The organism is Brevibacillus borstelensis (assembly GCF_037834415.1).
In the GTDB taxonomy this organism is placed as follows: Bacteria; Bacillota; Bacilli; order Brevibacillales; family Brevibacillaceae; genus Brevibacillus; species Brevibacillus borstelensis_A.
Window position 1 is genome coordinate 45,928 of the sequence record NZ_JAUMSJ010000007.1, and the last position, 12,723, is coordinate 58,650.

Genomic DNA, 12,723 nt, shown 5'->3' on the forward strand with positions numbered 1-12,723 from the left:
GGTCGTCGCATGGATAAAATACGTCCGTCCAGAATCCATATTATCGGCTCCGTAGGAAGCGGTAAAACTACTTTGGCAAAAGTGCTTTCCACGAAACTGAATGTTCCGTTTTACGAATTGGACAACGTTGTCTGGAAACGGTTCAAAACGGGAGATGTACGAAGAACGGACGAGGAAAGAGACGAGCTCCTGGGCGAAATAACGAGCGCGAACGCCTGGATTGTCGAAGGCGTTCACCACAAATGGGTACAGCCCAGCTTGCAGCGTGCCGATTTGATCATCTTCCTGGATACCGGCTACTCTACAAGGACATTTCGAATCATCAAGCGGTTTATCATGCAGAAGCTTGGGCTGGAGCGTGCAAACTACACGCCTACTTTTCAGATTTTCCGCAGGATGTTCGTCTGGAATGCCCAATTTGAAAACGAGAGCAAACCGGAAATCGAAAAAATGTTGGGGGGCTACAGCGAGAAATTGCTCGTTCTGAAGGATAACAGCGAGATGGAAAAAACATTCGGCTACCTGAAGTAACTACTTTTCAGAATTCAGGTGGGAGACGATGAGAACCAAACAAATTAAAAGGGGAGAATATCGTCATCGGAACTCACGGCAATTTGATGGTGTTGATCATCCTTGAATGTCCTCTCTCGCAAGAGGAGGAAGATTAAGTCGATCAGCTACTCCACTTTTCTCGAATATATTTCTTTCCCTTCATGTGTAAACACACCCATTCGTTTGATGCCTGCTGTTGTGTATTCAATGGCAACTGTCTCATTTCTGGGAGGCGAGAGCAGTTTGTGCGGAGCCGGGAATGGCTTTTGATTCGCTGTGTCCGCCACGATGTGTGTATCCGTATGATACAGCTTGCCGTTCTGATTCAGCTGTTTCAGCTCTTCAGGCCGATCCAGCCTGTAACGGAGCGGGGAGGTTGGCTTGTCCATTGCATTAATCTTTTGAAAATGGCTTGCAGGTAACGTTTCCATGTAAATCTTTCAATCCGAATTTGTAAGAGGTAATCATACCATTGCTTTTTTTATATTGAACAAATGGGTAATGCTGAATATCGAATGCTATCTTACCCGTATATTGGTCGGGGATACTCCACCATTGTTCCTCACCGGCAAGCCGGATGGAAGTTTTGGTACGGGCATTGTAAAGGTAAGACTGTCCAGCTTCTCGCTGATATAAAAACAATTCGCCGGCAAGCTGCGAGAGGGAATTGTCGTAGCAGCTCAGTTTCTGGATGTTTCCTTGCTTGTCGTAAATAATATACTCACTGAACTTGAACACATCTCCTGTTTTAAAGAAGCCGTATCCATTTCGAAACGGACTGATATAGCCAGGCCAATACGCAGGTTCCTGATAAGCTATTACTTTTCCGGCCGGGGATACGAGTGCGAAAGACAGAAACGGCTGACGTTGTTCTTCTCCCTGCTGCAGCGGTCTCATAAATGGAACAAAGAAAGGCTATGTCAAACCGGGGGGTACCCGTATCTCCTTTTCTGTCGGAATATCAGCACTCATCGTGGCGACCTGTTGTTTCGCTTGTACGACAGGGGAGCAGGCAAAACAGTGAGGCACAAAGCAAGTAAGATTCTGAAATGGTTCGAAGATGTCATCGTAAGAGGTCCTCTTTTCTAAGTAAAGGCTCGTATTTTGTTCTCAACCAATGAATACGTCTTGTATTTGCTGATTTTCACACTTGAAAGAGAAAAGAAAGGAGATGAACCGTCTACGCAGTCTACAGTTTTTTCGCAGAAGAAGATGATCTGCAGTTGACATCGACTTTTCGTTGTAGCTATAATAGTTACAACGGAAGGATGAGACACAATGAAAATTAGCAGTCGATTCAGCATAGCTGTCCACATCTTGTCTTTGCTGGCGATCGCCAAGGACGCTCACGGAACTTCAGAATGGATTGCAGGGAGTGTCAATACGAACCCTGTAACGATTCGCAGGATTTTGGGACAGCTGAAAAAAGCGGGATTGGTCAATGTTCGCGCCGGAACTGGCGGAGCGTACTTGTTAAAAGGTTTGGATGAGATCAGTTTGCTGGATGTCTTCCGTGCGGTTGACGTAGTGGAAGAAGATCAGCTGTTTCACCTGCATGAGCAGCCAAACCCGGATTGCCCGGTCGGGGCGAATATACAAGCAGTCCTGCAGCTGATTTTCAGCCGCGCCCAAAACGTGATGGAGCTGTTCCTGGCAGATATAACAGTAGACGAGGTAGTGAATCAGCTCACGCAAAAAATAAAAAGCGGTGCGAATTGATTTTTTTTTAGAACAGTTGTAATGTTGTAAGCTACAACGATACAACGAACAATTGTCAATCGAATCTTCCTTTCGTTCCAACTCAGATGGTAATGCTGATGGCAAATTCCCGTCTGCAATAATCATCTTTTTATGGTTACGCTAATAAAAAATGGTAGGAGGAAACAGGATGAAAATCGGAGTAATCGGTGCCACAGGGAAAGCAGGGAGTCTCATTGCAAAGGAAGCGATTGAAAGAGGCCATGAGGTTACCGCGATCGTTAGGAATCCATCCAAGCTGACAGAACCAAAGGCAAACGTTTTGGAGAAAGATGTTTTTCAATTGACCACAGATGACCTGAAAGCCTTCGATGTAATCGTCAATGCATTCGGCGCAGCCCCGGGCAACGAGCATCAGCATGTCGAAGCAGGCAGAGTATTGATCGAAGCGCTGAAAGGCGCGCCATTTACAAGACTGATCGTCGTTGGCGGAGCAGGGAGCCTGTTCGTCGACGAAGCGAAGACCATGCGGGTCATGGAAACGCCGGATTTCCCGAAGGAATACTTGGCAACTGCCCAAAACCAGGGGGAAAATCTGGAGGACTTGCAGCAATCTGCAGGCATCCAATGGACGTTTGTCAGCCCATCCGCCTTTTTCGATCCGCAAGGGAAGAGAACCGGAGCCTACCAAAAAGGAAAGGATCAGCTCTTGGTGAATGCCAAAGGGCAAAGCTATGTAAGCTATGCCGACTTTGCCATTGCCGTGCTGGATGAAATCGAAAATCCACAGCATAGAAAAGAGCGCTTTACAGTTTCGTCCGAATCAGAGTGATGGGTCTGCGGCGGAACCAATCCGCTCAACCGCTTTATCCAAGAAGAAAACCGTCTGGAGGTATCGTTCATGAAAGTAGTTGCACTCGTAGGAAGCATTCGCAAGGAATCCTTTAACCTGAAGCTCGCCAAATTTATGCAGAAACGCTACCATGGCCGTCTGGAGATCGAAATCTGGCCGATTCGGGATCTCCCGCACTACGACCAGGATATTGAAAATGACCCGCCCGAAGCCGTGAAGGAATTCAAAAGCAAGGTTGCCGCTGCCGATGCGGTTCTGTGGGTCACGCCGGAATACAATTACTCCATCCCGGGTGTGCTGAAAAACGCGATTGACTGGCTGTCGCGCGTGGATAAGGTCCTGATTGGCAAACCGTCCATGATCACCGGCTCCTCGATGGGGATCCTGGGGTCGGTACGCGCTCAGCAGCACTTGCGCGACATTTTGTTCTCTCCAGGCGTCTCCTCTCCGATCATGCCGGGGAATGAAGTCTACATCGGCGCTGTTCATGAAAAATTTGATGAAGCCGGCCATTTGAACCACGAGCCGACGATTGCCTTTTTGGATCAGGTCGTCGACAACTTTATTGCGTGGTATAAACAACTGCCATTGAAAAAATAAATGTGACGACACGGTAGCATACATCCGTATACAAGCGACGACAAAACCGCCCGCTGCGAAGAACGGCATTCCAATTGCTGGATACACTCGGCAATTAGGGACTGCTCGTAAGCGGGCGGTTTTTCTCACACGCAAAAACGAATGATTGCCATTGAAAGTGTTGCTATCCCTCCTACCGAAAGGGGTGCCAGCCTTTTTCCTGCAAAAAGGAACTCAGCTGGGAAAACATGGCCAGACGTTCCTCGCGGGAAAACGATGCGTTTGCGCCGCTGGTGGAGGGTATGACGAACACCCAGCTCCCGGGCCAATCCTTTGTGCTAAAGTATCGGTCAGGCTGGAGACCAAGCGGGACAGGCTCCTTTTTTCTCCGGGTAGCATGCCGAAAAGCGGTGATTCCGTTGAAGCAGATCACCCGGGGACGATAAACCCCGACCATGTGAACAAATTGCTCCGCACCGGCGTTGAAATCCGCGTCCGAAAGATCGCTGGAGGAGCGGGTGGGCCTGGAAACGAGGTCGGTAATGCCGTAGCCGAAATCGAGGAGGCAGGCGGTTTCTTCCGGCCTCAGCTGTCGGGGCGTCAATCCTCCCTCGAAAAGTCCGCGCCAAAACAAGTTGGCGGGGTTGGCGTAATGATAGCCCGCCGTAGCGGAGACTCTGCCAGGGTTGATTCCGCAAAAAAGGACGGTCAAATCCCGCCGAATATAGGTGGGAAGCCATTTTTCCGTAAAGGGAAGCAAGTGCGCCACTCCTTTTCGTTCGTTTTCCCTAATCGTTCTGAAGGCTCTGTTCTTTCATTATACGTGATCCTTGCTGTTGCCTAAAGGCCGGGACTCCGTTCGCCATGTTTGCAGCGGTCCGAGTAGGGCAAAGAAAAAAGCTGCCCGGAAGGCAGCGCTGGTATGTCAATATTCTGCGATTCAGTTAGAAGCCATGCTTCGGAAATACAAGCGGAAACGTTTTTTCATCAAGGGAGGTTATTGAACACCCGATGCCGCTTCCGTCTCGCTTCGCGTATTACAGCTGCGGATAAGGAAGCAGCTCCTCGTGATGGGCAGGCACGAATTGCTCCATTTCGTTCTTTACGTATTGTTTCCGCTCGAACGGTGCTGCATCTTCGTCGGTTACCATGCCCCACAGCCATTGGGTAAAAGTTGTTGTCATTGTGGACCCCTCGCTTAATCGAATGGTTTACACTTTCATCATAGACCAAATTCGTGTGGAAATTGTTGGGGGAATGTGAAGGAGCGGTGAAGAATTCATGGCACAACTGTGAACGAAAAAGCGCCTCTCCCAAAGGAAAGGCGCTTTTGCTGCTTAGAGCTTGTAGATTTCAGAGTATTTCTTCTCAAGGTAGTTCATCAGGTAGGCGGCGTTGGTGCCTTCGCCGGTGATGGCCTTGACGATTTCGCCCGGGCTCTTCATTTTACCGTATTGGTGAATGTTTTCTTTCAGCCATTGGCGGATCGGTTCGAATTGACCGCTCGCGATCAAATCGTCGTAGCCGTTGATTTGTTCTTGCATGACATGGGCAAACTGAGCAGCATATACATTGCCGAGCGAGTAGGTCGGGAAATAGCCGAAGCTTCCGCCGGACCAGTGTACATCCTGCAGCACGCCGACTTTGTCCGATTCTGGTACAATGCCCAGATACTCTTTCATCCTTTCGTTCCAAATCGTCGGCAAATCGCCTACCTCAATTGTCTGGTTGATGAGGCCTTTTTCGATTTCATAGCGGATCATGACATGCAGATTGTAGGTAAGCTCATCCGCTTCGGTGCGGATGAAGGAAGGGGTCACCTGATTGATGGCGCGGTAAAATTGTTCGACGCTGACCCCTGCGAACTGGGGCGGGAACGCTTTCAGCAAGTCGCCGTAAAAATGCTGCCAGAACGGCAAGCTTCGCCCAACCATGTTTTCCCAATAGCGGGACTGCGATTCGTGGATACCCATGGAAGTGCCGTCGCACAGCGTCGTTCCGAGCAGGCGAGGGTCGATATTTTGCTCATACATCGCGTGACCGGCTTCATGAATGCAGCTGAACAGAGCAGAATTGAAATCATTCGGGTCAAAGCGGGTCGTAATCCGGACATCACCGGGGTTGAACGAAGTGCAGAATGGGTGAACGCTGCGGTCCATCCGGCCTGCCTGGAAGTCGTACCCGATTTTTTCCAGGATGAAGCGGCTGAAAGCTTCCTGCTGCGCTTCCGGAAAATGCTTGGTCAAAAACGAAGTGTCGGGCTTGCCGGGGGAGTCGGCGATGGCGGCGACCAGCTTCACTGTTTTTTCGCGCAGCGTAGCGAAGATCGGGTCGAGCTGATCTACAGTCATCCCCGGCTCGTACAGATCGAGGAGCGTGTTGTACTTGTTCTTGCCGTCATGTCCCCAGTAGTCGATGAACTCCAGCTGGAAGTTGACGATTTTCTCCAGATAGGGACGGAACATGGCAAAATCGCTCTTGGCCCGCGCTTCCTCCCAGACGGTTTCGGCCTGAGAAGTCAGGACTACGTACTCTTGGTAGCGGTCGGCTGGAATTTTTTTGTTTCGCTCAAAATCTTTTTTGCAATCAAGCACGGTCGCGCGTGTAACATCATCTAACGCATCCAGCATTTGCGGGTCGCTCAGCGCTTCCAGATGCTCTTCCATTTCCTTGGAGGTGGCAAGTCTGAACCGCTCTCCTGCGAGCACGCCGATCACTTCAGAGCGCGCGTCCATCCCTTTTTTCGGCGCCTGCGTGCTTTTGTCCCAATAGAGGACGGAGATAGCCTGATTGTAGCTCACCATTTTCTTCACGTACGCGCGAAAGGCAGCCGAACGGTTTTCGTTTGTGGACATGGGTTACCTCCTTACGGTATGTACATACAGTCAAAAAATTTTTACAACTAACATTATACCCGTTTGTAAAAAAAATACTAGGTGGATGACGGGTGCATTTGCCGTTATAATCGTAACAGTGAAAGATGACAGAGACGCAAGCGACAGGAGAATGAAAATGAGTCAAGTGAACCCCCAATGGGAACAAGAAATTGCAAAACGGCGTACCTTTGCGATTATCTCCCACCCGGACGCGGGTAAAACGACCATGACCGAAAAGCTGCTGTTCTTCGGCGGAGCCATCCGCGAGGCAGGCATGGTAAAAGGGAGAAAAAACTCCAAGCACGCCACTTCCGACTGGATGGAGATCGAAAAGAAGCGGGGTATTTCCGTAACGTCCAGTGCAATGGACTTCGAATACAAGGGACACCACATCAACATTTTGGACACCCCGGGTCACCAGGACTTCAGCGAAGACACGTACCGTACGCTGACCGCAGCCGATGCCGCGGTGATGATCATCGACGTGGCCAAAGGGGTCGAGGCGCAAACCATCAAGCTGTTCAAGGTGTGCCGGATGCGCGGCATTCCGATCTTTACCTTTATCAACAAGCTCGACCGCCACGGGAAAGACCCGTTTGAGCTGTTGGAGGAAATCGAGCGCGTCCTGGGTATTCGCTCGTATCCGATGAACTGGCCGATCGGGATGGGGAATTACTTCAGCGGCGTGTTCGACCGTGCGAAGTCGCGCGTTGAATTGTATCAAAGCGGCTCCGAGCACCAAGAGATCAGCTTTTTTGAAGTAAGCGGGGCAGACGACCCGATGATCGGCGAGCGCGTCGGCCAGGACTTGTGGCAGCAATTGCAGGATGAAATTTCCCTGCTTGACGTGGCGGGAGACGACTTTGATAGGGAATTGATCAACAAGGGCGAGTTGACGCCAGTGTTTTTCGGAAGCGCCATCAACAATTTTGGCGTGCAAACATTTCTGGATAACTTTCTGCAAATGGCGCCGCCGCCTTCGCCGAAGAAGAGCAACATCGGCTTGATCGAGCCGAGCCAGCGCCCGTTCTCCGGCTTTATCTTCAAAATCCAGGCCAACATGAACCCGGCCCACCGCGACCGCGTCGCCTTTTTGCGCATCTGCTCGGGCCGCTTCGAGCGGGGCATGACGGTCAAACACGTCCGTCTCGGCAAAGACATCAAGCTTGCGCAGCCCGTTCAGTTCATGGCACAGGACAGGGAGATCGTCGAAGAGTCCTTTGCAGGCGATGTCATCGGCCTGTTCGACCCCGGCATCTTCCAGATCGGCGATACGCTGTGTGTCGGCCAGCCGCTGGAGTACGAGGAAATGCCGCACTTCTCGCCGGAATTTTTCTCCCGCGTGATGGTAAAGGACGCGATGAAGCACAAGCAATTCCAGAAAGGCATCTTGCAGCTTACTGAAGAGGGGACGGTCCAGCTCTTCCGCACCTATCCGATGGAGGACCTGATTCTCGGGGTAGTAGGCGTTCTGCAGTTTGAAGTGCTGGAATACCGGCTGAAGGCAGAGTACGGCGTAGATATCGTCCTGACCCGGATGCCGTATCAGATCGCCCGCTGGCTGGAGGGCGAGAAGGCGGCGCTGGATGCGCTCAAGAACAAGACTGTGTCAGACCGTTACGGCCGTCCAGTGATGCTGTTTGAAAGCGAATACCAGCTCCGAATGGCGATGGAAAAATATCCGAACATCAAGTTTCATGAGAGTTCGCTGGGACTAAAGTCTCAGGTTTGACATCAACAGTCAACACGCGAAAGAGGGTCTCGCCGCATTGGCCGGGGACCCTCTTTTTCCTTATGGTTGCCGACAAATTCCGGCAAAACGTGACCTGAGCAGCAAGCGTTTCGTATATAAACGAGAGGATATCGCTTGCAAATGTTTCTGCGCAAAGAGGGGGAGGAGAGCTTTTTCATGTTTGGACGCAAGTGGCGATTCATGCTCGCGGCCATTTTCCTGTTTTTTCTGGCCTGGATCCTGAACGCACGGTTTCCCCATGAGCAGCAGCTGGTAGACTATCTGTTTCAGGCCATCGGTGTTCCTGCATGGTCAAATGGAACATCGGGTATGCACTACGCCGCTTTTTTACAGTTGGGACTGATGGCTTTGGCATACGGACTGATGGTGAATGTAACCAATCGGCCAGGAGTGATGCTGCTTGTTTTATTGCTTGCCGTGGGCCTTTTGCCAAAGCAGCAGGAGCTGGTAAGGTGGTACCAGCGGACGCTCGCGGACGGGATCTACACGCTGGAGTACAGGGAAGAGCGGTCCCGCTGCACCGCGAAAACGTCAGCGGAGGGGGTAATCAACGGATCGTGCGAGGTTGTGCTGAAAAATCACGGAGACAAGCCGGTTCAGTTCGAAATAAGCGTATACGGACCTTCAGGGCAAAAACGAGCGCCGGTTCTATCGGGGTACCCGGTTGAAGTGAAGAGCCAGGAAAACGTGCGGCTGGAGCTTCCCGTCGAGCAAGGCGGACAGGGGGATGTCGTGTACGAAGAATGGAGCGCGCCGCGAATATCGATTTCAAGTGCAGGCAAACGCCGGGACCTGTAACGAGCTAACAGCATGCCCGCTTACTGCTCAACGGAAGACTCTCCCCTTTTGGAGAGTCTCTTTCTATTGGGACGACTCCCGACATATACATGGGACAAAAGAGACCGGAGGGAGTGGGCAGTCATTGCGGATGCTTTTGTTTGTGATCCTGTTTCTCGTCTCCTTTGACATGCATGCGCAGACGCCGCTATTGGCCCCGTACATGCATGTTCTGGGAGCCTCGGCGGCGATGATTGGATTTATTCTCGGTGCCTATGGCATCAGCAATCTGACAGGCAACCTGATCGCCGGGCCGTTTTTGGACCGTTTTCCGAAAAAGTGGTTTATCGCGTGTTCCCTGATTATCTCCGGGTTCATTTTGACCGGACAAGGAATCGTGACACAGACGGAAGCGTTTCTCGTGCTGAGGCTTTTGCTTGGCTTTCTGATGGCCTTTGTCTCGCCTGCCTGTTTTGCCATGCTGGGTGAAACCGGACGGACACGGTCCGAGCAAGGCGAGCTGATGGCGAAGAACGGGATGGTCCTGACAGCTGCGGCAGTCGTTTCGCCAGCCGTCGGGAGCTTTCTGGGTGTGCAGTTTGGCTACGGGCCCTCCTTTGTGATATTGGGGGCCATCATGTGGGTGACAGGCGTGTTTGCCCTGATCGTACTTCCGGGGGGACGCAAAAAAGCGGAGGGAGAGGAGCAAGCCATTCGCCCCGCCTCTCTCAAGCTGACCAGTGTGCTGGAGAACCGCTATTTGTACCTGGCCTTTCTCGGAGGCTTTGCCTTGATGTACGCCCAAGGCACGATTATTTACGAGATCCCGCTCTACATCCAAAGAGAGAACCTCTCTCTGTCCGTAACAGGCATACTATTCAGCCTGAAGGGGCTGGGGGCGATGGCGACCCTGAGCCAATTCTGGCTCGCGCGGATCGCGCCGGAAGAGAGGACGCTTGTCGGGCTTGGCCTCTTGAGCGTGATGATGTACATGTTTGCGATCGGTCTGGATCTTTCCCTGTATATCTCGATGTTTTTGCTCGGGTCCTGTGTAGGCTTGCTGTTTCCGGCGCTGTCCACGATATTGACGGTTCATGCCCCGCGGGAGCTGTACGGCAGCGCGTTCAGCATCTACTCCGCCGTGCTTTCCGTGGGAGCGATACTGGCTCCCATCGTGGCAGGTCTGATCGGAAACTGGCACCACTCGTTTTTCATCGTCTTTTTTGTGACCGGCGGGGCGCTAGTCCTGGGAGGCTTCCACCGAATCGCGATGAGAGGAGCGCCCAACTAGCCGTTCCTTGACGTGCTTCAGCTCGGCTACGATGATAAAGCTGACGATGACAAGCAAAAACCAGGAGCTGATTTTGCTCAGATGCACCAGCTGCCAGCCCTCGTTCTGATTGGGATAGCGCCACGCTCCGAAAAAGGTGGCGATATTCTCGGCAATCCAGATGAAAAAGCCGATCAGGATGTAGGATACAGGCACTGGCATCCACAGTCGCTCCCGGTCCACGCGAAAGTAGACGCGGCTCTTCCAGAACAAGAGAAATATAGCGGTCGTCAATACCCAACGGATATCCCAGGCGAAATGATGGGTAAAGAAGTTCAGGTAGATGGCGGCGCCCAGCGGCACGACAAAACTATGGCGCGGCCAGCCGACGAGCGAGACATCCAGCCGGCGCCACGCCTGGCAGAGGTAGCTGGCCACACTGGCGTACATGAATCCGCTGTAGAACGGGACTCCGAAGACCTTGGAGTAGGCGGCTTCCGGATAAGACCAGGAGCCCATATGCACCTTGAAAATTTCCAGGGCAAGCCCGATCAGGTGAAAAACCGTAATCACCTTCAGCTCGTCTTTCGTCTCCAGACCGCTTTTGACCATGAAAATTTGGAAAGCAAGACAGAGCAGCAGAAGCAGGTCGTACCGGGGGATGCCTGGCACCGTAATCAGCTTGGACAAGGCGAGCGACCCGAAAATAAAGACCGGAAACAGGCAGGACATCGCCTCCTGATATGTAAAGTGAAACAGCAAACGGAAGAAGCGGTTCACGAAGTGTAATCCTCCTTGGGGAGAGCGACATTTGTGGTAATCAAATAAAAATCGTTGCATGGCAAACAGTATTACGGGTAAAGCAAATCTTTGGTTACTTTTTGGCGTCATTTCGTAATACGGTACTTCACTTTTCGTAAATGAGCGAATCAGATTTGTCGCCCCGCGCGGTAAAAAGCCGATTCTTTCTGTTCATTTCATTCGTGGCAATGCCGCTCCTTTTATCAATCTTTCAAAAAGGGCAGAAGTCTATGATAAACTAGATGAAAAACAGGCAATCGGCAAGGAGAGCGACGAGATGAAGCTTGTGTCCTGGAATGTAAACGGCCTGCGGGCCTGTATAAACAAAGGCTTTCTTGACTACTTCAAAGAAGCCGATGCAGATATTTTCTGTATTCAGGAAACGAAATTGCAGGAAGGGCAAATTTGCCTGGAGCTGGACGAGGAATACGCGCAGTATTGGAATTACGCCGAAAAGAAAGGGTATTCCGGAACGGCTGTCTTTACAAGAATCAAACCGCTTTCGGTCCGATACGGCATGGAGGAGGATCGGGAGCCGGAAGGGCGGATCATCACGCTCGAATTCGACGCCTTCTACCTCGTCAATGTCTACACCCCCAATGCGAGGCGCGATCTGTCCAGATTGGATCACCGGCTGGAGTGGGAGGAGCGTTTCCGGAACTACCTTCAAACGCTGGACGCCATCAAGCCGGTGGTCGTTTGTGGAGATATGAACGTCGCTCACCGGGAAATTGACCTGAAAAACGCCAAATCCAACCGGAACAACTCCGGCTTTACCCCGGAAGAGCGGGAAAAGATGACCCGGCTATTGGATGCCGGATTTATCGATACCTTTCGTCATTTTTATCCCGAGCAAACGGACGCCTATACCTGGTGGTCATACATGCCAAAGGTGCGTGAGCGAAATATCGGGTGGCGCATCGATTATTTCCTGGCATCCAATCGGCTTTCTCCCTCCCTGATCGATGCCTGCATCGACACAGAGGTTATGGGGAGCGATCACTGTCCGGTCATTTTGATCATGCAGGATGCAGCGGCGCTTACTTCGCCCGCTGGTTCCGCATAGCGGCAAGCACCTGTAGCTTCCCGTTTGCGCCTTGGGCATACTCTTTGTATTCCGGGGAGTCAACGGGGATCAGCGCCATTTTTCCCATGTCGTTAAAATGGATCCCCCACCCGAATTTTTTGGGGAGGGCAGAGGCTCTCATACACGCCTTTGGCTTGCTGAAAAACTCGGCTCGAATTTCTGCGCCACGCTCGGCCAGTTCTGCTTCCGGAATATTTTTGTGACGGATGTGCACCTCGTACAGAAGCTCCTCCTGGGTATAACAGTAGGGAGCTTGCGAAATCAGTTCGAATTCGATGCTGTGTTTGCTTTTGCCCGTTTTCTTGTCCGGCGGGATGATCCCCGTAGTCGCGGGACAATCGGGGGCGACGGCAATAAAGGTGTTGTAGTAATTCCAGTTCACGTGCGTTTCCTCCCTGGGAGACGGGTAATGGTTCTCCTTACATTATACATGTCTCCACTGACAAACATGGTCAGGAAAATACGAAGCAGTAGCGC

The 12,723-nt window shown here is 51.6% G+C and carries 15 protein-coding genes; 8 read left to right on the forward strand and 7 right to left on the reverse strand.

Annotated features, from left to right (window positions below; genetic code table 11):
- The first annotated feature begins 9 nt into the window (after nt 1–9).
- Nucleotides 10–531 (forward strand): AAA family ATPase, encoded by a 522-nt coding sequence (locus Q3F21_RS08690; protein ID WP_340251409.1) that lies wholly within the window; start codon nt 10–12, stop codon nt 529–531.
- Between the two features lie 146 nt (nt 532–677).
- Here Q3F21_RS08690 and Q3F21_RS08695 read toward each other — a convergent pair whose 3' ends face one another.
- Nucleotides 678–941, reverse strand: a complete 264-nt coding sequence (locus Q3F21_RS08695; protein ID WP_340251411.1) for a hypothetical protein — start codon at nt 939–941, stop codon at nt 678–680.
- Between the two features lie 4 nt (nt 942–945).
- Entirely contained in the window at nt 946–1,449 is a 504-nt protein-coding gene (locus Q3F21_RS08700) for a hypothetical protein (protein ID WP_340251413.1), read from the reverse strand.
- Between the two features lie 381 nt (nt 1,450–1,830).
- Here Q3F21_RS08700 and Q3F21_RS08705 point away from each other — a divergent pair, with 381 nt between their 5' ends.
- The 3 genes from Q3F21_RS08705 (at nt 1,831) to Q3F21_RS08715 (ending at nt 3,703) form a co-directional block, all read left to right on the forward strand.
- A complete protein-coding gene (locus tag Q3F21_RS08705) occupies nt 1,831–2,271 on the forward strand; it encodes an Rrf2 family transcriptional regulator (protein WP_340251415.1) in 441 nt (146 codons plus the stop codon).
- A 169-nt stretch (nt 2,272–2,440) separates the two neighbouring features.
- Nucleotides 2,441–3,082 (forward strand): NAD(P)-dependent oxidoreductase, encoded by a 642-nt coding sequence (locus tag Q3F21_RS08710; RefSeq protein ID WP_340251417.1) that lies wholly within the window; start codon nt 2,441–2,443, stop codon nt 3,080–3,082.
- A gap of 69 nt (nt 3,083–3,151) precedes the next feature.
- Nucleotides 3,152–3,703 carry an NADPH-dependent FMN reductase gene (locus Q3F21_RS08715; RefSeq protein ID WP_340251419.1) on the forward strand — a complete coding sequence of 184 codons (552 nt, stop codon included), beginning with the start codon at nt 3,152–3,154 and terminating at the stop codon, nt 3,701–3,703.
- 172 nt (nt 3,704–3,875) lie between these two features.
- Here the strand turns inward: Q3F21_RS08715 and Q3F21_RS08720 are convergent, their stop codons facing one another.
- The 3 genes from Q3F21_RS08720 to Q3F21_RS08730 all read right to left on the reverse strand — a co-directional run bounded on the left by Q3F21_RS08720 (nt 3,876) and on the right by Q3F21_RS08730 (nt 6,537).
- Nucleotides 3,876–4,442: a mismatch-specific DNA-glycosylase gene (locus Q3F21_RS08720; RefSeq protein WP_340251421.1), complete on the reverse strand. Its 567-nt coding sequence runs from the start codon at nt 4,440–4,442 to the stop codon at nt 3,876–3,878.
- Between the two features lie 277 nt (nt 4,443–4,719).
- On the reverse strand, nt 4,720–4,866 hold the full coding sequence (locus Q3F21_RS08725; RefSeq protein ID WP_340251423.1) for a hypothetical protein: 147 nt from the start codon (nt 4,864–4,866) through the stop codon (nt 4,720–4,722).
- Nucleotides 4,867–5,019: 153 nt separating this feature from the next.
- Nucleotides 5,020–6,537: a carboxypeptidase M32 gene (locus tag Q3F21_RS08730; RefSeq protein WP_340251425.1), complete on the reverse strand. Its 1,518-nt coding sequence runs from the start codon at nt 6,535–6,537 to the stop codon at nt 5,020–5,022.
- A gap of 157 nt (nt 6,538–6,694) precedes the next feature.
- Between Q3F21_RS08730 and Q3F21_RS08735 the strand changes: the two genes are divergently transcribed.
- The 3 genes from Q3F21_RS08735 to Q3F21_RS08745 all read left to right on the forward strand — a co-directional run bounded on the left by Q3F21_RS08735 (nt 6,695) and on the right by Q3F21_RS08745 (nt 10,379).
- On the forward strand, nt 6,695–8,290 hold the full coding sequence (locus tag Q3F21_RS08735; protein ID WP_340251427.1) for a peptide chain release factor 3: 1,596 nt from the start codon (nt 6,695–6,697) through the stop codon (nt 8,288–8,290).
- A 177-nt stretch (nt 8,291–8,467) separates the two neighbouring features.
- A complete protein-coding gene (locus tag Q3F21_RS08740) occupies nt 8,468–9,109 on the forward strand; it encodes a hypothetical protein (protein WP_340251429.1) in 642 nt (213 codons plus the stop codon).
- Nucleotides 9,110–9,233: 124 nt separating this feature from the next.
- Nucleotides 9,234–10,379 (forward strand): MFS transporter, encoded by a 1,146-nt coding sequence (locus Q3F21_RS08745; protein ID WP_425341232.1) that lies wholly within the window; start codon nt 9,234–9,236, stop codon nt 10,377–10,379.
- Here Q3F21_RS08745 and Q3F21_RS08750 read toward each other — a convergent pair.
- Complete coding sequence (locus Q3F21_RS08750; RefSeq protein WP_425341235.1) at nt 10,329–11,090, reverse strand: DUF817 domain-containing protein; 762 nt, start codon at nt 11,088–11,090, stop codon at nt 10,329–10,331. The genes Q3F21_RS08745 and Q3F21_RS08750 overlap by 51 nt on opposite strands.
- Nucleotides 11,091–11,436: 346 nt before the next feature.
- Between Q3F21_RS08750 and Q3F21_RS08755 the strand changes: the two genes are divergently transcribed.
- A complete protein-coding gene (locus Q3F21_RS08755; RefSeq protein WP_340251433.1) occupies nt 11,437–12,225 on the forward strand; it encodes an exodeoxyribonuclease III in 789 nt (262 codons plus the stop codon).
- On the opposite strand, the gene Q3F21_RS08760 is transcribed toward Q3F21_RS08755, so the two are convergent.
- Nucleotides 12,200–12,628 (reverse strand): DUF6157 family protein, encoded by a 429-nt coding sequence (locus Q3F21_RS08760; protein WP_340251435.1) that lies wholly within the window; start codon nt 12,626–12,628, stop codon nt 12,200–12,202. The two genes, Q3F21_RS08755 and Q3F21_RS08760, sit on opposite strands and share 26 nt — an antisense overlap.
- Nucleotides 12,629–12,723 lie beyond the last annotated feature (95 nt).